General features: G+C 70.7%; 19 protein-coding genes. 10 read left to right on the top strand and 9 right to left on the bottom strand.

The genetic code is table 11. The features are described 5' to 3' along the window. The first annotated feature begins 298 nt into the window (after positions 1 to 298). The 3 genes from groES to WME75_RS31105 all read left to right on the top strand — a co-directional run bounded on the left by groES (position 299) and on the right by WME75_RS31105 (position 2,905). On the top strand, positions 299 to 589 hold the full coding sequence (groES, locus tag WME75_RS31095; RefSeq protein WP_437478775.1) for a co-chaperone GroES: 291 nt from the start codon (positions 299 to 301) through the stop codon (positions 587 to 589). 33 nt (positions 590 to 622) lie between these two features. Beyond that, positions 623 to 2,251 carry a chaperonin GroEL gene (groL, locus tag WME75_RS31100; protein WP_437478777.1) on the top strand — a complete coding sequence of 543 codons (1,629 nt, stop codon included), beginning with the start codon at positions 623 to 625 and terminating at the stop codon, positions 2,249 to 2,251. Positions 2,252 to 2,371: 120 nt separating this feature from the next. After that, the gene (locus tag WME75_RS31105) at positions 2,372 to 2,905 is read left to right on the top strand and encodes a GNAT family N-acetyltransferase (RefSeq protein WP_437478779.1); all 534 of its coding nucleotides are present in this window, start codon (positions 2,372 to 2,374) and stop codon (positions 2,903 to 2,905) included. Between the two features lie 40 nt (positions 2,906 to 2,945). On the opposite strand, the gene WME75_RS31110 is transcribed toward WME75_RS31105, so the two are convergent. Together WME75_RS31110 and WME75_RS31115 are read right to left on the bottom strand one after the other, a co-directional pair. Further along, complete coding sequence (locus WME75_RS31110) at positions 2,946 to 3,473, bottom strand: TrmH family RNA methyltransferase (protein WP_437478781.1); 528 nt, start codon at positions 3,471 to 3,473, stop codon at positions 2,946 to 2,948. 13 nt (positions 3,474 to 3,486) lie between these two features. Next, the gene (locus WME75_RS31115) at positions 3,487 to 4,287 is read right to left on the bottom strand and encodes a PDZ domain-containing protein (protein ID WP_437478783.1); all 801 of its coding nucleotides are present in this window, start codon (positions 4,285 to 4,287) and stop codon (positions 3,487 to 3,489) included. Positions 4,288 to 4,387: 100 nt separating this feature from the next. Here WME75_RS31115 and asnS point away from each other — a divergent pair, with 100 nt between their 5' ends. The 4 genes from asnS (at position 4,388) to WME75_RS31135 (ending at position 8,897) form a co-directional block, all read left to right on the top strand. Further along, positions 4,388 to 5,728 (top strand): asparagine--tRNA ligase, encoded by a 1,341-nt coding sequence (gene asnS, locus WME75_RS31120; protein ID WP_437478785.1) that lies wholly within the window; start codon positions 4,388 to 4,390, stop codon positions 5,726 to 5,728. A 748-nt stretch (positions 5,729 to 6,476) separates the two neighbouring features. Next, positions 6,477 to 7,214 carry a class II glutamine amidotransferase gene (locus tag WME75_RS31125; protein ID WP_437478787.1) on the top strand — a complete coding sequence of 246 codons (738 nt, stop codon included), beginning with the start codon at positions 6,477 to 6,479 and terminating at the stop codon, positions 7,212 to 7,214. Between the two features lie 28 nt (positions 7,215 to 7,242). Further along, positions 7,243 to 7,941 (top strand): hypothetical protein, encoded by a 699-nt coding sequence (locus tag WME75_RS31130; RefSeq protein ID WP_437478788.1) that lies wholly within the window; start codon positions 7,243 to 7,245, stop codon positions 7,939 to 7,941. 41 nt (positions 7,942 to 7,982) lie between these two features. Next, on the top strand, positions 7,983 to 8,897 hold the full coding sequence (locus WME75_RS31135) for a patatin-like phospholipase family protein (protein ID WP_437478790.1): 915 nt from the start codon (positions 7,983 to 7,985) through the stop codon (positions 8,895 to 8,897). A gap of 49 nt (positions 8,898 to 8,946) precedes the next feature. Here WME75_RS31135 and WME75_RS31140 read toward each other — a convergent pair whose 3' ends face one another. From WME75_RS31140 to WME75_RS31160, 5 genes are all read right to left on the bottom strand, one after another. Further along, positions 8,947 to 9,432 (bottom strand): hypothetical protein, encoded by a 486-nt coding sequence (locus WME75_RS31140; RefSeq protein ID WP_437478792.1) that lies wholly within the window; start codon positions 9,430 to 9,432, stop codon positions 8,947 to 8,949. A gap of 123 nt (positions 9,433 to 9,555) precedes the next feature. Further along, positions 9,556 to 11,466, bottom strand: coding sequence for a beta-ketoacyl synthase N-terminal-like domain-containing protein (locus WME75_RS31145; RefSeq protein WP_437478794.1), 1,911 nt, complete (start codon positions 11,464 to 11,466; stop codon positions 9,556 to 9,558). Then, positions 11,463 to 12,374 carry a hypothetical protein gene (locus WME75_RS31150; RefSeq protein ID WP_437478796.1) on the bottom strand — a complete coding sequence of 304 codons (912 nt, stop codon included), beginning with the start codon at positions 12,372 to 12,374 and terminating at the stop codon, positions 11,463 to 11,465. Before WME75_RS31150 ends, WME75_RS31145 begins: the two co-directional genes overlap by 4 nt. After that, complete coding sequence (locus WME75_RS31155; RefSeq protein ID WP_437478798.1) at positions 12,371 to 14,683, bottom strand: beta-ketoacyl synthase N-terminal-like domain-containing protein; 2,313 nt, start codon at positions 14,681 to 14,683, stop codon at positions 12,371 to 12,373. Before WME75_RS31155 ends, WME75_RS31150 begins: the two co-directional genes overlap by 4 nt. Before the next feature lie 25 nt (positions 14,684 to 14,708). Then, positions 14,709 to 14,975 (bottom strand): phosphopantetheine-binding protein, encoded by a 267-nt coding sequence (locus WME75_RS31160; RefSeq protein ID WP_433927994.1) that lies wholly within the window; start codon positions 14,973 to 14,975, stop codon positions 14,709 to 14,711. An 83-nt stretch (positions 14,976 to 15,058) separates the two neighbouring features. Between WME75_RS31160 and WME75_RS31165 the strand changes: the two genes are divergently transcribed. Both WME75_RS31165 and WME75_RS31170 read left to right on the top strand, forming a co-directional pair. Further along, on the top strand, positions 15,059 to 15,850 hold the full coding sequence (locus tag WME75_RS31165; protein ID WP_437478800.1) for an enoyl-CoA hydratase/isomerase family protein: 792 nt from the start codon (positions 15,059 to 15,061) through the stop codon (positions 15,848 to 15,850). 113 nt (positions 15,851 to 15,963) lie between these two features. Then, positions 15,964 to 16,812, top strand: coding sequence for an RNA polymerase sigma factor (locus WME75_RS31170; protein ID WP_437478802.1), 849 nt, complete (start codon positions 15,964 to 15,966; stop codon positions 16,810 to 16,812). 59 nt (positions 16,813 to 16,871) lie between these two features. On the opposite strand, the gene WME75_RS31175 is transcribed toward WME75_RS31170, so the two are convergent. Continuing rightward, positions 16,872 to 18,416 (bottom strand): flavohemoglobin expression-modulating QEGLA motif protein, encoded by a 1,545-nt coding sequence (locus tag WME75_RS31175; protein WP_437478804.1) that lies wholly within the window; start codon positions 18,414 to 18,416, stop codon positions 16,872 to 16,874. A gap of 129 nt (positions 18,417 to 18,545) precedes the next feature. Here WME75_RS31175 and WME75_RS31180 point away from each other — a divergent pair, with 129 nt between their 5' ends. Beyond that, positions 18,546 to 19,580, top strand: a complete 1,035-nt coding sequence (locus tag WME75_RS31180; RefSeq protein WP_437478806.1) for an AAA family ATPase — start codon at positions 18,546 to 18,548, stop codon at positions 19,578 to 19,580. Positions 19,581 to 19,605: 25 nt separating this feature from the next. Here WME75_RS31180 and sixA read toward each other — a convergent pair whose 3' ends face one another. Further along, the gene (gene sixA, locus WME75_RS31185; RefSeq protein ID WP_437478808.1) at positions 19,606 to 20,127 is read right to left on the bottom strand and encodes a phosphohistidine phosphatase SixA; all 522 of its coding nucleotides are present in this window, start codon (positions 20,125 to 20,127) and stop codon (positions 19,606 to 19,608) included. Between the last annotated feature and the right edge of the window lie 37 nt (positions 20,128 to 20,164).

Below are 20,164 nucleotides of genomic sequence, written 5' to 3' on the forward strand. Positions count from 1 at the left end.
CACTCTAGCCGATGACCCTGACCGAGCCCAGCCTGACGCCCCGCACCTTTCCTTGGGATCTTCAGCATTTACAGCCACCCCAGCGCCTGGCTGCCAGCCCGCAAAGTGCCGGACTGGCCCGCGCTTGACACCCCGGAGAGGGTGGCTATCTTCCGCGCGCTCGCTAGCACTCCCATGAGGTGAGTGCTAGCAAAGTGCCCAGACTGCAATCGTATGGGACCTTGCGGCAGCTCAGGCGGGCTGTCTGGGTCCCGCCGTCTCGAGGGACGCGGCCGCTCGTCCCCGGAGGATTCGCAAGATGAAGATTCGACCGCTCCAGGACCGCGTGATCGTTCAGCGCGTGAAGGAAGAAGAGAAGACCAAGGGGGGTCTCTACATCCCGGACACGGCGAAGGAGAAGCCGATCGAGGGCACGGTCATCGCCGTCGGCAACGGCAAGGTCGGCGAGGACGGCACCGTGCGGAAGCTCGACGTCAAGGAGGGTGATCGCATCCTCTTCGGCAAGTACTCGGGCACCGAGGTGAAGATCGACGGCGAGGAGCACCTCATTCTCCGCGAGGACGACATCCTCGGCGTGATCGAGAAGTGACGCGGGCGACAGCAGGAACTTAGGAGAGACACCATGGCAGCCAAAGAAATCATCTACAACGAGTCCGCCCGCAGCATGATCCTCGCGGGCGTCAACGCCCTCGCCGACGCGGTCAAGGTCACCCTCGGCCCGAAGGGGCGCAACGTCGTCATCGAGAAGAGCTTCGGCTCGCCGACGGTCACCAAGGACGGCGTCACGGTCGCCAAGGAGATCGAGCTCGAGAACCGCTTCGAGAACATGGGCGCCCAGATGGTCCGCGAGGTCGCCTCGAAGACGAGCGACATCGCCGGCGACGGGACGACCACCGCGACCGTGCTCGCCCAGGCGATCTACCGCGAGGGCTCCAAGCTCGTCGCGGCCGGCCACAACCCGATGGAGATCAAGCGCGGCATCGACAAGGCGGTCGAGGCGATCGTGGCGCACCTCCACAGCACGGCCAAGCAGACGAGGGACGCGAAGGAGATCGCGCAGGTCGGCACGATCAGCGCGAACGGCGACGAGACGATCGGCAAGCTCCTCGCCGACGCCATGGAGAAGGTCGGCAAGGAGGGCGTGATCACGGTCGAGGAGGCCAAGAGCTCCGACACGACCCTCGACGTGGTCGAGGGCATGCAGTTCGACCGCGGCTACCTCTCGCCGTACTTCGTGACCGACCCCGAGGCCATGAAGGCGAACCTCGAGGACGCCTACATCCTCATCTCGGAGAAGAAGATCTCCAACATGAAGGACCTGCTCCCCGTGCTCGAGGCGATCGCCAAGAGCCAGAAGCAGCTCCTCATCATCGCCGAGGACGTCGAGGGCGAGGCGCTCGCGACGCTCGTCGTGAACAAGCTCCGCGGCACGCTGCACTGCGCGGCCGTGAAGGCGCCGGGCTTCGGCGATCGCCGCAAGGAGATGCTGAAGGACATCGCGACCCTGACGGACGGTCAGGTGATCGCGGAGGAGCTCGGCCTCAAGCTCGAGAACGTCACGATCAGCGATCTCGGCCGCGCCAAGACGGTCATCATCGACAAGGACAACACCACGATCGTCGGCGGCCAGGGCAAGAAGGACAAGATCAAGGCCCGGCAGCAGGAGATCCGCGCCCAGATCGAGAACACCACGAGCGACTACGACCGCGAGAAGCTCCAGGAGCGGCTCGCGAAGCTCGTGGGCGGCGTCGCGGTGGTCAAGGTCGGCGCTGCGACCGAGACCGAGATGAAGGAGAAGAAGGCCCGCGTCGAGGACGCGCTCCACGCGACCCGCGCGGCCGTCGAGGAGGGCATCGTCCCGGGCGGCGGCGTGGCGCTCATCCGCGCGCAGAGCTCGCTCGAGAAGATCCAGGTCAACGACGAGCAGCGGTTCGGCGTGAACATCATCCGCCGCGCCATCGAGGAGCCCCTCCGCCAGATCTCGGCCAACGCCGGCGAGGAGGGCTCGATCGTCGTGCAGAAGGTGCGCGAGGGCAAGGACTCGTTCGGCTACAACGCGGCGTCGGGCAACTACGGCAACCTGCTCGAGATGGGCGTCATCGATCCGGTCAAGGTCGTCCGGTCGGCGCTCCAGAACGCGGCCAGCGTCGCCAGCCTGATGCTCACCACGGAGGCGCTCATCGCCGAGCGGCCGAAGGACGAGAAGGCGGCGGCCGGCGGGGCCCACGCGGGCCACGGCCACGACTTCTGATCGCGGCGCGGGCAGCTAAGCCCGGCGGGCGAGGGCCGGCTTCCCCCTGGGGAAGTCGGCCCTTCGCCATTTCGACTTCCGGCAGGCCGCGACGCGTGATCTGATCCGCGCAGGTCCGCGATGAGCACCCTGACTACCGAGCGCCTAGATCTGACCCCGGTCTCGCTGCCCCTGCTCGAGGCGGTCATCCGCGGAGATCGCCTCGAGGCTGAGGCGATCTCCGGCGCGCGCTTCCCCGACGCCTGGCCCGGGCGCGCGCTCGTCGAGCGCGCCTTCAGCTCGCCCCTCGACCGGCTGCGCGAGGATCCGGACGCCTTCCTGTGGGGCACGCGGCTGATGGTGACGCGCGGGCAAGAAGAGCGCGTCGTCGTGGGCAGCGTGGTGCTGAACGGCCGGCCCGACGCGACCGGGACGGTGGAGATCGGCTACGGCGTCGAGGGCAGGTCCCAGGGACAGGGCTACGCGACCGAGGGGTCGCGCGCCGTCCTTCGCTGGACGCTGCAGCAGGCGAGCGTGAGGCGCGTGATCGCCACCACGCCGGCCTGGCACCGCGCGTCGCTCCGGGTGATCGAGAAGCTCGGGATGCGCCCTGCCGGGACGCTCGATCACGACCTCCTGGGCGAGCTCCTCGTCTTCGAGCGCTTCCGCGAGTAACGGCCCCTCGCCCCGCGCGGACACCGCGCGGCGGCGCGGCTCAGCCGCCGGCGCGGCTCACGCCGCCGCGCGGGTCGCGCCGCCGAGCCCATTCGCACAGGGTCATGCCTGCGGCGATCGCCACCGGGTACGAGTGGTTGATCCCGTACATGGGGATCGCGATCACGTCCTCGCACGCGTCGAGCAGCACCGGCGGCAGCCCGTCGTCCTCGCTGCCAAAGAGGAAGACGAGCCCGTGGGGCAACGGCGCCTCCCAGAGGGTCCGCCGCGCGTGATCGCGCTCGACGCCGATGAGCGGGCGGCCGCGCGCCGCCTCCAGGAAGGCCGCCTCGTCGGGGCACTCGACGAGGGTCTCGTACTTCTGCATGCCCATCGAGGCGCGCTCGTAATAGGGCTCGGTCCCGATCAGGAAGATCTCCCGCACCAGGAAGGAGTGCGCGACGCGGATGATGGCGCCGATGTTGAACGGGTTCTTCGCGCGGCAGACGGCGATCGAGAAGTCATTCCGCAGGGGGGCGAGCTCTTCGCGGATCTCCAGGGTGGTGAGCCCGAACGGCGGGATCTTCACGGCGCTGGCTCCCTTACTCGGCGGCAGAGAAGCGATCGAACAGCGGATAGATGGGCCCCTCGTGGACCCTGAGCCGCTCGGTCGCGCCTGTGGCGTGCTTGACCAGGAGCACGAGCCCGGCGCGCGGCGCGGCGTCGAACACGCCCCGGATCGCGGCGACCGACAGGCGTCGCACAGGCCGCCCCGCAATCTCGAGCACCTCGTCGCCCTTGCGGAGCCCGGCGCGCTCGGCGGGCCCTCCCTCCACGGTCCGCGCGATGAACGCGGAGCCCGAGTGCAGCTCGTACCAGAAGCCGAGGCCGAGCTTGGCGTGGGCCGGCTCGAACGCCAGCGTGAGCCAGCCGCCCCCGTCGAGCTCGACCTCGATCTCCGCGCCGGCGCGCTGCGCATCGGTCGGCCGGCCGATGTCGCGTACCCCGATCGGCGTGTCGAGGAGCGCGTCCGACTCCCAGACCTCCACGCGGAGCCGATCCTCGGGTGAAATATGAAAATTTCCGCTGGGAGCGTCGGGCCACGTCGGGTCCAGGGTGTCCGATTGCACCTTGGTCCGAAAGATCTCCTCGCCGTTGACCAGGACGCGGGCATAGGGGTCGGGGAGGCCGCCCGCCTCTGGATCCCAGGCTCGACCGTCCCGCGTGCGTTCCGGGATCCTGGCCTGGACGATCCGGAGCCACCGGACGTCCTCAGGCGGCGGAGGATGCAGCTCCTGCCCTGGAGGGGGCTCGTGGAGCCGCGTCGCGAGCTCCGGGTAGAGGAACGAGCAGCCACCTGCGGCGAGCAGGATGCTCCCTGCGGCGAGCAGCTTGGACAACACAGGCGCGCAGAGCGCGCGACGCTTTCGGAAGGCCACGATGGCGCCATTTTTGGCCGGTGCCGGCGTCAGCCGCAACTAAACCGTGCTATTTCGGGCCCCCATGCAGGACTCGCCCGTCATCGCTACCAGCGACCTCAGCGAGCACGTCGACAGCAGGGTCGTGCTCCGGGGATGGCTCTACAACAAGCGCTCGAGCGGCAAGCTCCACTTCCTCGAGCTCCGCGACGGCTTCGGCACCGTCCAGTGCGTGATGGCGAAGAGCGACGTCGGCGACGAGGTCTTCGCGGCGGCGGACAGGGTGACCCAGGAGAGCGTGATCGAGGTCACGGGTCAGGTGAAGGCGCACCCGAAGCGCGCCGGGGTGGTCGAGGTCGTCGCGTCCGGCTTCCGCCTGCTCGGCCCCACCTCGGGCGAGTACCCCATCTCCCCGAAGGAGCACGGGACCGATTTCCTCATGGATCACCGCCACCTCTGGCTGCGATCGAGGCGGCAGCACGCGATCTTGCGCGTGCGTCACACCATCATCCAGGCCATCCGCGACTTCTTCGACGGGCGAGGGTTCACGCTGGTCGACGCGCCCATCTTCACGCCGAACGCGTGCGAGGGGACGAGCACGCTCTTCCAGACCGATTACCACGGCGACAAGGCGTACCTCACCCAGTCGGGACAGCTCTACATGGAGGCAGCGGCGGCCGCGTTCGGGAAGGCGTACTGCTTTGGCCCCACGTTCCGCGCGGAGAAGTCCAAGACCCGCCGCCATCTGGCCGAGTTCTGGATGGTCGAGCCCGAGGTCGCGTTCATGGACCTCGAGGGGGATATGGACCTCGCCGAAGACTTCCTCTGCTTCATCGTCGAGCGCGTCCTCGAGCGGCGCCGGCCCGAGCTCTCCGTGCTCGAGCGCGACGTCACGAAGCTCGAGGCCGTCAAGAAGCCGTTCCCGCGCATTCGTTATGACGAGGCCGTCGCCCTCCTGAACGAGGCGCGCGTGGAGAAACGTAAGATAGCGGCAGAGTCTGAAGTTCCGGACTTTCCCTGGGGCGAGGACCTCGGCGGCGAGGACGAGACGATCATCTCCAGCCGGTATGATCGCCCCGTCATGATCCACCGCTATCCGGCCCAGGTGAAAGCCTTCTACATGAAGCGCGATCCGACGGACGACCGGCTCGCCCTCTGCGTCGATGTCCTGGCGCCTGAGGGCTATGGTGAGGTGATCGGGGGCGGGCAGCGCGAGGACGATCTCGCCACACTCGAGCGGGCAATCGAGACGCATCAGCTGCCCCCCGAGGCGTTCAGCTGGTACCTGGATCTGCGCCGGTATGGCACCTTCCCGCATGCGGGCTTCGGGCTGGGTGTCGAGCGGAGCGTCGCCTGGATCTGCGGCCTGCCCCACGTGCGCGAGACAATCCCGTTCCCGCGTATGCTGAATCGGCTCTCGCCTTAGTGCCGCGCGTCAGAGCTCCTGACGGTATGTCTTGCCGCCGCTCTGCCGCGCCTCGCACCCCGCGCGGGGCTGCTCCTCGGGTCTCGGCCGCGCGCTCTGCCCCGAGGCCGCGGATGCACAGCTGCCGCTGCGCAGCGGCCCGCGGCGCAGCAGCCGCCGCCTGCGCCGGCCGCACGTCGCGACGCCAGCGCGAGCTACCGGCGGGGCGGCCGAGCGCTGGAGGACGCGCGCCACGGCGCGATGCGCCACGGCCTCGACGCGATGAGCCGACGCGCAGAGCAGAGCAGACGAGGCTAGCCGCTCGCGGGGGAAGGAGCGAGGAGGAGAGGGAAGGAGCGGCAGGTAGGAGCGCGTCGTGCGAGGAGCGTGAGTAAGAGGTAACGCGACCGGCACCACCGGCACAACGAGAACGAGAACGAGCGGCGGGCAGTGTGGTCAAGCCGTGCCCGCGACCAGCGTCGCCGCTGGGGATCCGTTTTTGCTCCGCTTGCAGGGCGACTCTGTCGTATCAAGAAAGCATAGGGCGCAACCCGCGACCCACGCTCACTCGGCCGACCGACGGAGCCACCCCTGCTTGCAGATGAGGGAGCGCTCTACCGGCGAGCCGGACCCTGCCCCGCCCCCCGGCCCAACTCGCGAGGACAAAGCTATGGCTCGTCTCGTCGGCTTTATCGGTAACCGTCCGGATCTCGGCGCGCGTGCGATCGAGCTTGAAGACCGTGCCCTCACGGTCCGGCGAAGGGAGGGCGTGATCCCTGGCTGGGGCGTCGGCTTCTACCAGGGAGGAGAGATTCTCCTCAAGCGCCGGCCGATCGACGATCGACCCGAGATCAGCCTGGTCGACATGACCAAGGATGTGCGCGCCGACATCCTCGTGGCGCATGTCCGGGCTGCGACGGTCGGCAGCCTGCGCACCGAGAACACGCACCCCTTCCGCTACCGGCAGTGGCTGTTCGCCCACACGGGCACGGTCGAAGGGTTCGCCCGACTGCGGAGCCAGCTGAGCGACTCGCTGCCGCAGTTTCTCCAGCGCGACGTCCGCGGCGAGACGGACAGCGAGATCCTCTTCCACCTGTTCCTGTCGTTCCTCCACGACAGCGGCCAGCTTGATCGGCCCAACGTGGACGCGGCGAGCGCGCGGGCGGCCCTCCGGTCCTCCGTATCGCTCGTCGATCGGCTCTGCGCGGAGGAAGGGGCCGGACCGAGCGCGATGAACATCGTGGTCACGAACCCGGAGTACCTGCTCGCGGCCCACGGCGGCACGCCGATGGCGTACCGCATCTACCAGGGCAGCGACGACATGGAGCGGCTCCTGAGCGACGGCGGCCTCGGCCGGATGCGCATGCCCGACTACGCCGCGAGCCGGTTGACGCTCGTCGCGTCGGACTTCGACGACGACCAGGCCCCCGCGGGGTGGACCGACGTCGGCGAGCGTGCGATCGTGACGTTCACGCGCGCCGATGCTCCAGCGATCGAGCCGATCTGACCGCCCCCATGGCCCGCAGGGGGCCGGGGTGCATGCATGGCCGGCCGGCGTCCCCGACGCCTCGCAAGCGCCGCCGGCGCTCCCTTCGCTGCTCATCGCCGTGCTCATCGCCTCATCCCTCCTGGGGTGCGAATTTGGAGGAACGGCCTCGTTTCCCACCGCTTCCGAGCTCCCCGACGAGCGTCGCCGCCCGGACGGCGTGGCGATCGATCCGACGAGCGCTCCGCCGCAACCCGCGAACCAGGCAGACGCCAGCGACAGCGTCGTGACCCTCCGGACGCCGCTCGGCGTCGGCCTGGCGCTGGACGTCGTGGCCGAGTTCTTCAAGCGGATCATCGCCGAGGACAGCGAGGCGCTGAGCGAGCTGCTGACGCGCGATGCCCTCGCGATCCACACCGGCTCCGGCGGATCAGGGCAGCCGCCGAGCGCCGGGCTCTGGTGGGAGCAGCGGTTCCGGCGGCTCGAGTACGGCAAGCTCGCCGGAGAGCCGGTCTACCGGGAATCGGAGCTCCAGATCTTCCGGGCGGAGGACGTGCTCGCGACGCCGCAACACCCAGCGATCCAGCCCGAGACGCTCGACGACCAGGACATCGTGATCCGCGTGCCGATCATGACGGCTCGGATCGCGGCGGATCGGCTGCTCGGCGACGAGCTCGTGGTCTGGCTGCGGCGAGACGGACCGAGATTCAAGATCTATCGGCTGCTCGAGGACTTCCAGCTACAGTAGGCTTTGCGCTTGTGCCACATCTCCGACAAGATCAGGGCTCGATGAGCCGCCTCAAGATCGCGTTCGTTGGCTCCGGGGGGGCGGCGCGAGGCCTGGCGCACCTCGGCGTGCTGAAGGCCTGCGAGGAGCTCGGGATCCACCCAGAGATCTACGTGGGCGCGGGAGCTGGCGCGCTGGTCAGCGCGACGTACGGGCAGGACATCCCGCTCGATGTGCTGCTCGACGCCTACCGCCTCCCGTGGAGACGACGTCACCGCGGACCTCGCCTCCACGTCTCGAGCTTCTTCGGACCGCCCGCGCTGCGCGATCTGCTCGACCCGGGGTACCTCTGCTCGGGGGTGTTCTCGATCGATCGGCTCGAGCGCTACGTGCGCCGGACGCTGCCGATCAACGATTTCCGGCAGCTGCCGCACGCGGTCTACGTGACGGCGGTCGACGTGGACAGCGCCAAGCGCGTCGTGTTCGGACCGGGCTACGACGAGGCCACGCCGATCAGCCAGGCGGTGGCCGCGAGCTGCTGCGTGCCCGGCCTGTTCCGGCCCTACCGCATCAACGGCCGCTATCACCTGAGCGGCGAGGTGATCCGGACGCTCTCCGCCGACGTGGCCGTGAACGCTGGCGCGAACATCGTGATCATCTCCAACATCTACCGTCCCGAGGAGCGCGACGAGTCGCAGCGCTCGATCGCGAGGAGCGGCGCGCCCGGCGTCGTCCGGCAGTCGCTCAGCATCCTCCTGGCCGAGAAGGAGCGCCGCGGCGTCGAGCTCCTCTCGAAGCTCTACCCGAGCGTCACCTTCCTCGACGTGGCGCCCGCGATCGGCCGATACAGCTACATGAACCGGTTCGCCGCGAAGCCGCTCGTCCTGCGCGGCTACCGCACGGCGCTCCGCGTGCTCGCCGCCGCGAAGGAGAAGGGCGTCTTCGATGCCCCCTCATCGAAGAGCGCGCTGAACTAGCTCCGCCCCCTGCGTCGCTCGACGGCGCCACAGGGCAGCGGCCGAGCGGCTACATCCCCGCGACGATGCGGTACTCGTCCTGGTGCTCCACCAGCTCGAGGCGGTTGTCGTCCACCTTGCGGCGCCACTCTTCGCCCTTGCGACCCGGGATGCGGTAGCTGGCGCTGAAGGTGTAGTCGACGAAGATGAGGTCATCCTCCCTGAGGACGCGCCGGTAGCGGATCTCGTAGCGGATGGCGCGCGCGTCCTGGAACTTGCCGTTGAGGTACTCGCCCAGGCCGGCATAATCGAGGTCGTCCGCCGCGTCGATGTTGCCGCCGTCCTCGTAGTACTTGGGCGAGGCGAGCTGGAGCAGCGCACCGACGTTCTTGCTCTCCACCGCGTTGCGGTACTTCTCGCAGAACGAGATGATCTTGCGGTTGTCGTCGTTGTCCTCGACGTCCGTGTTCGGGATGTAGTGGGTCGCGCAGCCGGCGAGGACGGTCGAAGCGACGACGAGGAACGAGGCGACAGCTTTTGTTTGGCGGCAGAGCATACGCGGGCAGGACAACGCTCAGTGGAAGTAGCTGATTCCAGCCGGGGACCTTGCCAGATCGAGGTGCAGATCGGCAAGCGAAGCGATCAAGACCACGGCGGATGACACGGACGGGCGTACCCGCTACCCGTGCTCATCGAGCCAGCGGAGGAGGGCGAGATGACCGACCGGCCCCTCGTGGTCGACAGGGAGGTCGAGCTCAACCTGGCGCAGGCGCCCGGCGTCGCCGGGTGCCGCCTGGAGGAGGAGCGCGACGGCGCCACAGGCGAGCGCGCGGTGCTGCGCGCCGGTGAGGCCGAGCAGCTCGCGCGCGACCGGCCCCGCGTCGTCGGCCGCGACGACGACCATGCGATCGGCGTCGGAGGACGCGACGAGCTCTGCCGCGGCGCGGAGCGCCTCCAGCGCGCCACCGAGCCCGGCGCCGACCGCGAAGCTCGGCCCGGTGAGCTGGTACGCGATGGCGCACTCACCCGCGATCGCGTTCGGCGACGTGGCGGGAAAGAGGCGCGGCTCGACAAAACGGGCGCCGCGCGCGCGACGGCGGGCGTCGTAGACGTCGTTTGTGTCGATCGTCGCGAGCGCATGACCCGCGACGATGCCGGCGCCCCGCAACGAGTCGGCGCCGACGACGTCGGCGAGGGCCGCCACCGCGGTCAACCCGAGACGGCAGAGCGCGTCGAGGCGCGCGAGGCGGTCGCGCGCGATGCCGGTCGCCTCGGCGAGGCGTCCGAGATCGAAGCCCGTCACGCGCGCCTCTGCGCGAAGGTACACCGGGCGAGCGCGCCGCGGCGTTCGACCGCTCGCGCAGGACGTGAGCAAGAGCGCGGCGTTGGCGCCGCCGAAGGCCGCCGAGAGCTTGAGCGCCGCAGCGAGCGGGCGCGGCTCGGCGCGCTCGAGCAGGAGGGCCGGAGCGTCGGGATCGAGCTCGCCTTCGGACGCCGCCGGCGGGGCGATGGACGCCGCGAGGGCAGCCGCGGCCGAGAGCGTCTCGAGCACGCCCGCGGCCCCGAGCGTGTGTCCGATCTGCGCCTTGAACGGGTGGACCACGGGCGGTGGGAGATGGGCGCCCGGCGGCTCGCCCGAGCCCTCCGCGGGGCAGGGCGTCGCGAGCAGCGCGGCGATCGCGCGCGACTCCATCGCGTCGTTGTAGGGCGTCGCCGTCGCGTGGGCGCTGACGAGGCCGACGCGCGAGGCAGGCCACCCGGCGTCGGCGAGCGCCGCAGCGCCGGCGCGCATGAGCCCCGAGCCCGTCCGATCCGGGGCGGTGATGTGCACCGCGTCCGTGGAGGCGCCGAAGCCGGCGACGCGAACCATCACCGGGGCGCCGCGGCGGCGATCCTCGCGGACGAGGGCGACGACGGCCGCGCCCTCGCCGAGCGCCATGCCGTCACGGCCGAGGCGGAAGGGCCGCGACCTGGACGCGGTCGTCGCGCGGAGCGCCTCGAAGCCGGCGGCGACGAAGGTGCTGAGGGCGTCGTAGCCGCCGGCGAGCACGAGATCGCAGGCGTCGCGATCGAGCCAGCGGAGGCCGAGGCCGATGGCCAGGGTGCTCGCCGCGCACGCGGCGAGCAGGTGCGTGCGCCGCGGGGTCCGCTCCAGCCCGAACGCGGCGAGCGCATCGTTGAACGGCGCGAAATAGGTCGCGCCCGCGGCCAGCACGGCGAGCGAGGCGGCGTCGGCCCCCTCGGCCCGGGCAGCGAAGAACCGCTCTGCGGTGAGCATGCCGCCGCTGGACGTGCCAAGGGCGATGCCGATGCGCTCGCCCCGCCAGCCCGGGCGCACGCCCTCCAGCGCCGAGAGCGTCTGCGAGAGCGCGGCTTTCAGGAGATCGGTGGCGCGATCGGTCCCCGGAGCGACGCCGAGCGCTGCGGGCGCCCGAGCGGCGAAGGGCCGCAGGAGACCGGCACGCACGAGCGCTTCGTCGCGCGCGATCGCGACAGGCGCGGGCTCGCCAGCGTCGGGGACGCGGTAGGCGAGAGGGCCGAGGCCGAGCGCGGAGACAGCGCCCGAAGCGATGACGCAGGCATCGCTCATGAGTCGTCCCCCGGCCCGGTCGCATCGGGATCGACGAAGGCGCGCGGATCCGGCGCGCGGTCCCGCTCCTCGGCCTCGCAGAGCACCGTGACGAGCAGCCCGGTCGACGCCTGCGCGTAGCGGACGTGGCCGCAGCCCATGCCCTGGGCGATCACGATCTCCTCATCGAGCCGGCGCCGGCGCGCGCCCTCCGCCGACCACGTCGTGCGGCGCGCGCCGATCAAGCCGCGGTCGTTGATCCGCAGATCGATCACGGCGTCGCCGTCACGCAGGACGAAGGCGGCCGTGCTCGCGGCGCGCTCGTACCAGAGCAGCGTCCCCGCTGCCGGGTGGAGCATCCACCAGCGCAGGAAATCTACCGGCAGGCCGCGGAGCGATGCCCGTGGCGTCGCTGCATCGCCGCGCTTCAGCAGATCGAGCGCGGGGACGGCGAAGCGGAAGCGGTCGCCGCGTGCCCATAAATCGAGCGCGGTGGTGCCGCCCGGCCCGAGGAGGATCATCCGGAGCGCGCCCTCCGGCTCGAGGACCGCGCTACCCGCCGCGCGGACGCTCCCGTCGAACGCTGGCGGTGCGATCGCGATCGCGCCGCGGGCCTCGAGCACCTGGCCGGTGCGCGGCTCTCGCAGCGCCAGGCGGACGCGGAGCGTGCGCGGGCCGGCCCCCTCGACCTCGCGGCGGAGCTCTGCGAGGCGCGCTCGCCCCTCGCGCCACGCCGATCGATCCAGCCGCGCGGCGGACGTGCCCGGCGACGGGAGAGGCAGCATCCGCGCGAACTCGGCGTCGAGCGGGCTGCCGCGCCGCGCGACATTGGCGGCGCAGGCGGGGGCGCACGCGAGCGAGAGCAGGAAGCACGCGGCGCGCACGAGGCGGCGCACACGACGGCCGGGCGCAGGCAGCGATGTCGTCACGCGTCGCCGGGAGCGACCAGCAGGATGGCGTATCCGCGGTCGGGTGCGCCACCCACGATGAGCACGCTCGCGAGGGCGCCGCTCGCGAGCGCCGCGACCGCCGCAGCCGCAGCGAACCCGCCAGCGCCCTCGTGATCGCCTGCGCGCGGCGCCAGCGTGGAGCACGGAACCTCGGCCCACGGCGAGCCCCGCAGGCAGGCGACGATGCGCTCCGCCTTCCGCCCGACGAACACGGCGGCGGGCGTCGGGACGCTGGGCTGCACGCGCTGCGCGACAGCTTCGGGAGGGCCGGGGGGCGCCGGCGCCGGCGCTCCCGCGAGCATCCCCGCGCCGTCGCCGCGCCAGGAGCTCCACCAGGCCACCGTCGCGATCGGGCGCGCCCCCCGCTCGCGCACTCGCGCGGCGCTCTCGAAGAGCAGCACGGCGGCGCCCTCGCTGCGCACGCCGCAGCTGACGACCTGCGAGCAGATCGGACCGAGGCACCGCTCGACCATGGGGCTCGCCTCCTCGACGCTGCCGGCGGCGAGCACCTCCCCTTCCCCGGCGGTGATGAGCTCGATGGCCGTGACCATGGCCGCCTCCGCGGTCGCGCCGAGATCGGCCATGGCGAACACCGGCCCGCGGAGGCCCAGGTAGATGGAGGCGTGCCCGACCGGTGACGAGGGGACCAGGTTCGGGAAATCGGCGGGGCTCGCGTACTTCGCCCCCTTGTCGTAGATGCGCCGCATGTAGGCGGTCGAGGCGTCGACGCTGCCGAAGGAGGCGCCGACGATGGCGCCGGGCAGGGTGCGGCTCGGCGCGACGTCAGCCGCCGGGTCGTCCGCGCCGGCAGCGCCCTGAGCCGCGCCGCCGAGGCCGGCATCCGAGATCGCCGTGAGGATCGCGGACGTCGCCAGGCGGCCGGCGCGATCGAGCCGCCTCGCGCGCGCGAGATCGAGGTGCGCGCCCGTGTTGAAGGCGATGGGGCCCTCCGGTGGCGGAGGGCCGGGCTCGAGGTACGCGGCGCCGCCGCGGGACGCGAGGACGCCGAGCGGACCGATCGTCGCGGCCGCCGTCACGACGACCGAGCGCCGCACAGGCGCGCTGCCGACGCCGAGCGGCGGCGGAAACCGATCGGGCTGCGTGAACACGAGCACGCTGTCCGTGCCACCGAAGCCGAAGGAGTTCGACATCGCCGCCCGGATTGGCGCCTCGCGCGCCTCCTTGAGGTGCAAGAGCTGGCACGCCGGATCGACCTCCTCGAGGCCGCCGGTCGGCGGCATCACGCCGCGCGCGATGGCGAGGGCGGTGATCGCCGCCTCGACCGCGCCCGCAGCGCCGAGCGTGTGCCCGATCTGCCCCTTGGACGACGAGACGGCGATGCGGCTCACCTCGGCGCCGAGACAGGCGCGCAGGGCGGCGCTCTCCATGGCGTCGTTCAGCGGCGTCGCGGTGCCGTGCGCGTTGACGTAGTCGAGATCCGAGGGCGAGAGCGCCGCGCACCGGAGCGCGTCGCGCATGACGCGGGCGGCGGTGCGCCCCTCGCGCTCGGGGTTCGTGATGTGATGCGCCTCGGCGCCGGTCGCCCATCCGCGGAGCTCGACGATCGGCTCCGCTCCCCGCGCGCGCGCGGCATCCTCCGACTCGAGCAGCAGGAACGCCGCAGCCTCGCCCAGGTTCAGCCCGGCGCGCCGCCGATCGAACGGGCGGCACGGATCCGGATCGACGGCCGCGAGGGCGCCGAAGCCGGTGTACGTCAGCCGGCACAGGCCGTCGGCGCCCCCCGCGAGCACGCGGGTGGACAGGCCGGCGCGGAGCCAGGCCGCGCCCAGCAAGACGGCATTGGCGCCGCTCGAGCAGGCGCTGCAAACGCTCCTCACCCGGCGGAACGGGCCGACGACGGCGCGGACGTGATCGGCGGTCGACGAGAGCGGGTGCGAGAGCATCCGCTTCAAGGGAGCGATCGCGCTGGGATCGTGCGAGAGCCAGGCGAGCAGCTCCTCCGTCTCGAACATCCCGGCGGTCGTCCCGCCGACCACCAGGTCGACCGGCATGGCCCCGGGGTCGACGCCCGCGTGTGCGAGCGCCTCGCGGGCCGAGAGCACGGCCATCGCGTCGGTCCGAGACCACCCTTCCGCCTCGCCCGGCGGAGCGACCTCCTCGGCGGAGAGATCGCGGACCTCCGCGGCGATGCGCGCGCGCGTCCCGGGGATCTCGAACAAGGAGAGCGGCGCGAAGGCCCGGTCGCCTGCGATGAGCCGGTCCATCGTCGCCCTCGCCCCGCGCGCCAGAGGCGAGACGACCCCGATGCCCGTCACCCAGATTCGCACGCTCGAACGGCTCTCTGCGGCGGGATCACGCGGCCGCGGTCGACTTGAGGATGTGGGCCACGAGCGCGTCCACCGATGCGAAGATCGGCCTCGCCTCGTCGCCCTCCGGGATGCGGACGCCGAAGCGCTCCTCCACGCTCATGGCGAGCTGGAGCGCGTCCAGCGAATCGAGGCCCAGCCCCTCGCCGAACAGCGGCGCGGCGTCGTCGATGTCGGCCGGCGTCTTCCCCTCGAGGTTCAGCTCCTCGACCATGAGTTCTTTTAACTTCTGCCGCACGTCCTGCGCGTTCATGAGCACGTCCCTGCGGGGTAGCACAATCTCGCGCCATTCTACCAGGGGGCAGCGCTTTTTCTGACGGTTTGGTAAAGAGGCCCATGGCTCTCGTCGACTACGCCACCTCTGCAGGCGTCGCGCTGCTTACCCTCAATGATCCGCCCGTCAACGGGTACACCCACGAGATGATGAAGGACCTCGACGCGGCCATCCTCGAGGCCCGCTTCGACAACGATGTACATGTCATCGTCATCACCGGGCACGGCGAAAAGTTCTTCTGCGCCGGAGCGAACATGAACATGCTCCGCGAGTCGGATCCGACGTTCAAATACTACTTCTGTCTCCACGCAAACGAGACGCTGAGCCGCCTCGAGCACACGCCAAAGCTCTGCATTGCGGCGCTGAACGGTCACACCGTAGGCGGCGGCCTCGAGATCGCGATGGCCTGTGACCTCCGCATCGCCCGCAAGAACGCCGGAAAGATCGGCCTCCCAGAGGTAGCGCTCGGCGTCCTTCCCGGCACGGGCGGCACCCAGCGCCTCGCCAGGCTCATCGGTAAATCCCGGGCGATCCAGCTGATCTGCGAGGGCCAGACGTTCGATTTCGAGACGGCGCTCGCGGTCGGCCTGGTCAACGACGTCTGGGAGACGGCCTCCCACGACGAGTTCATGGACCGGATCCTCGCGTACAGCCACACGTTCACGCTGCCGGATCGCGCGGCCCTGGCGGTCGGACGCATCAAGCGCGCGGTGCAGACAGGCTTCGAGGTCGGACTCGAACAGGGGCTCGCCCTCGAGCGAGAACTGCAGGCGGAGCTGTTCGCATCGGAGGATGCTCGCGAGGGGCTCGCCGCATACATGGAGAAGCGGAAGCCGGTGTTCCAGGGCAAGTGAGCTCACGTTGCACGTACCAGTGAAATTTGTAGTTTATACTACAAATGAGCAACCTCCCTGGGGTGGTCTGACGATTTTCAAATCGGTGGGGGCTGCTGCACGTAAGTTCAGGCATGCAAGAGCCTCTTGGGCACGTGCCGCTCCTGGAGCGGCCCAGCTTCGAGACCGTGTACACGGTTGGCCTGTCGTTTCTCCGGCAAGCGCTCCGCTGGCTCGGGGTGGCGGAGCGCGACATCGACGACGTCCTGCAAGACGTGATGATCGCTGCGTACCACGCCCTGGAAAGCTTTGATCCGAGGCGCAGCACAGACGGGGCACGCGCCGGCCACCCCCCTTCCGGGCACGACCCCAGCTCGGAGCGCAGGGCGCCGCAGACAGCGATCCCGCTCGGCGAACCCCTCAAGCGCTGGCTGTTCGGCATCGCGTGGCGACAGGTAGGCCACTACCGTGGGCGAGCCCATCGCCGCCGAGAGATCGCGGTCGGCGCGGGGACGAGCTGGCCGTTCGACCTCGCCGACCCAGGCTTGAGCTCGGAACAGCTGCTCGCGCGCGAGCAGAGCGGCCAGCTCGTCGGCCGGTTGCTGGGAGCGATCGACCTCGAACGACGGGTCGTCCTGATCTTGCACGACCTGCTCGACGTGACGACCGCCGACATCGCGCGCGATCTGGACGTGAAGGAGAACACGGTGCGCAACCGCCTCCGGCTCGCCCGCGAGGACTTCCGCGTGGCGGTGAAGCGCATGAACGCCGAGGACCGGCGCGCGCTCCGCGATCCCTTGAGCCTCCCGGTCGCGGAGCGCTCACGAGCGGTGGACGGAGAGGCGCTCATGAGCGCGGCCAGGCTCGTCCCCGAGGTGCCGGATGCGATCCGGCGCAGGCTCTGGATCGCGGTGACGCGCGCGCTCGCCCACGCGCACACGGCCGGATCGAGCGCGCAGGCAGCCGCCGCGCCGCCCCTTTGAGCGAGCACCGAGCACGTCGAGACGGGCGCCGCCGGGAGCGGCGCGCGGATCGGGCGCGATCAGTGCTCCAGCATCCTGCCGTAGTGCTCGGCGAGCGCCGCCCCACCGAGGCGGGAAAAGAAGGATGAATAGCAGATCCAGATCGCCAGCCCGTTCATGTCGTCGAAGAGCGGCGGGAGATACGGGGGCGGGCGGATGATCCCGTCGGTCACGTGCGCGTGGAGAACGGGGACGTCCTCGTGCGCGACCTTCCCCACGAACAGGAAGGGAATGAGCATCGCTCGATCGTTCTGGATGGCAGCGCGCATGAAGGCGTAGTTGAGGACAATCCCCTTGCAGTAGCAGGCGTCCTTCGTGAACGGCGCTCCCCCGGCGAGCACGCCGCCGCGGAAGACGCGCCGGGCATTCTGGAAGCACTCCTCTTCCTCGTAACCTTCGGTGCGGTACCACTCGAACACGTCGAGGAAGGACGCCCCGTCCTCCGCTTTGTCCACCGCGAGGATGCGGTCGTTCAGCTTCTTCGCGCGACGCGGCGTGCTCCTGAAGGTGAGGATCTCGAGCAGGACGGCGAGCCCTTCCTGAACCGCCGTGGTGCGCGGAGGCCCCTTCGCCAGCCAGCGCGCCACAGGTTGAGCCTGACCGTTCAGGCTGGTCGCGACGTGCACCCACCCCTCGTGCGCCTCGAGGATGTCGACGTCGCTCCTGGAGAACATCGCGCCGCTCCTGATCTTCACATAGTCGCTGCCAGCGGCGGCGTCCGCGAGGAGCGAGTCGTCCACGTGCACGCGGATCGACGCGCCGCCGAAGAAGCGGTCGAAGCGGCCGTTCAGCTCGAGCGCCGCCATCTCCGCCGTGATCTCGCGCTGCTGCGACGGGCCGAGCCGCTCACCGCCGATCGCCGTCAGAAGATCATAGAGCACGAACCCCATGTCCCGAACGCTCGTCTTCCCGTCGGGCAGCTTGTCCTTGGGGGAGCCGTAAAGCTCGCGGGACAGGGTGTAAAACGCCTTCGTTCCCCGCCCCATGAGCATGGTCACGACCTTCCTGTACTCGTCCGCGGTCGTGCGGAGGATCTGGCCGAGCCGATCGCGCTTGCCGAGCTCCCGCTCGGCGTCGCGGAGGATCTCCTCGAGCTCGCGCTGCTTCGCCGCCGGGTCGAACCCGAGGTCGTCCAAGTAGGTCACCCTGGGAAGCTCGCGCTGCTTCGAGCGGAAAAACTGCTCCTCGACCTCGGCTTCCCACCGGAGCGCCTGGAGGATCCGGATCGGGCGCTGCGCCTCAAGCACCCGCTGGGCCAGGGTCGCGAGGATCTCCTTGTAGGAACGCCACGGCCCCGCGACCGGCGGAAGCGGCGCGTGCGGGATCGGTCCGTCGTGCAGGCTCAGCGACTCCAGCGGCGCCGACGGCGCTTCGCCGTTTGCCCCACCGTCCTCGTCAGGGCCGCCCTGTCCACCCGCCGCGGGGGCCTCGATGCCGTCCTCCGCCGCGCCGGTGCCGCCGCTGGACGGCTCGTCCGCTGGCTCGCTCACCTTGAGCTCGCGCTGCGCCTCCCCGTCCGCCGCGTGCGTCCCCCTCCTCTCCCGGGCCTCAGAGCTCTGCGCCATTACAATCGATTGCTAACACTGGCTCACCGGTCGGAGCAAACCTCCACGGAGCAGAACCGCGCCGCGGCGAGCGCTGGCTCCGCCGGGTCCTTGTCGGCATCGCGGCCTCGGGGTACGAGCCCTGCCCGTATGAGCGATCCCGAGCACACGAACGACGCCGAGACGACCGCCGACGAGGCGTCGAGCTCCCTCTCGGATGCCGCGCTCCTCGAGCGCACAGCGGAAGGAGCCAAGCGGCTCCGCTCGGCGATCGCGGCGGCGGTGGTCGGGCAGGACGACGTGGTCGAGGCCATGCTGATCACGCTCGCCGCGCGCGGGCACGCGCTGCTCGTCGGCGTCCCGGGGCTCGCCAAGACGCTGCTCGTGTCGTCGCTCGCCAAGGCGCTCGACCTCAGCTTCGGGCGCGTCCAGTTCACGCCGGATCTGCTGCCCGCCGACATCACGGGGACCGACGTGCTGCACGAGCAGCACGGGTCCCGGAGCCTGCGCTTCCAACCCGGCCCCATCTTCCACAACCTCGTCCTCGCGGACGAGGTGAACCGGACGCCGCCGAAGACGCAGGCGGCGCTGCTCGAGGCGATGCAGGAGCGCAAGGTGACCGTCGGGACCACCACGCACGCCCTGCCCGACCCCTTCCAGGTGTTCGCGACGCGGAACCCGATCGAGCAGGAAGGAACGTACCCGCTGCCAGAGGCGCAGCTCGACCGCTTCCTGCTCGAGATCCACGTCACGTACCCGAGCGAGGCCGAGGAGCGCGAGGTGGCGCGGAGGACGACCTCGGGGAAGCCGCCGGTGATCGCGGCGGTGCTCCGGGCGGCAGAGGTGCGTGCGATCGGCGGCCTCATCCCGAGGATCCCGGTGACCGACGAGGCCGTGGATCTCGCGGTGCGCCTCACCAGGGCGACGCGGCCGGGGACGGAGCGCGCCGCGCAGGAGGTCCGGGACTACGTGCGCTACGGCGCGGGGCCGCGCGGGAGCCAGGCGCTCGTGATCGCCGCCAAGGCGCGCGCAGCGCTCCGCGGCGAGGCAGCTGCAGACGTCGACGACGTGAGGGCGCTGCTGATCCCGGCGCTGCGGCACCGGATCGTGCTGTCGTACCGCGCCGAAGCGGACGGCGTGCGCGACGTCGACGTGCTGAGCGCCGTGGAGCGATCGGCGCGCTGAGCGCGCGTCCGTACCTCCCCGCCGCTCAGCGGGAGCGAGGCGCCGGCTGCTGCGCTTCCTTCACCGGGTCGACCGCCTTCATGGTCTTCAGATCCAGGGCGAAGCGCAACGTCCCCGGCCCACGCCCGTCCCAGCTCACCGCAACGACGCCGCTCTTCTTCAGGCCTGTCCAGCCGACGTCGCCGAGCAGCGATGTCACCAGCGCCGACAGCGAGGGCTCGTGCCCCACGAGCGCCAGCGGCTGCGGCCCCTGATACTGCGAGAGGAGGCGGAGGATGTCGGCGGTGTCCCGCGAGGGAGAGAGCTCGGCGACCACCGAGACCTCATCGGTCAGCTCGGCAGCCTCGGCGATGATCTCCGCGGTCTGCACCGAGCGCACGAGGGGGCTCGTCCAGAGCGCCGCAGGACATCGGCCCTTCTGCTTCGCGAGCCACCTGGCGACGCGCCGGGTCACCTTGCGACCCTTGCCCGTCAACCAGCGACCGGCGTCACCGAGGTCGGGCGCGTCATCCACGGCCTGGCCGTGGCGAATGATGAGGATCTCCATACCGTGACCTTAGCCCGGGTGACCGCCAGCAGGGGAG

It is taken from the genome of Sorangium sp. So ce1014, from assembly GCF_051521505.1.
Lineage (GTDB): Bacteria > Myxococcota_A > Polyangia > Polyangiales > Polyangiaceae > Sorangium.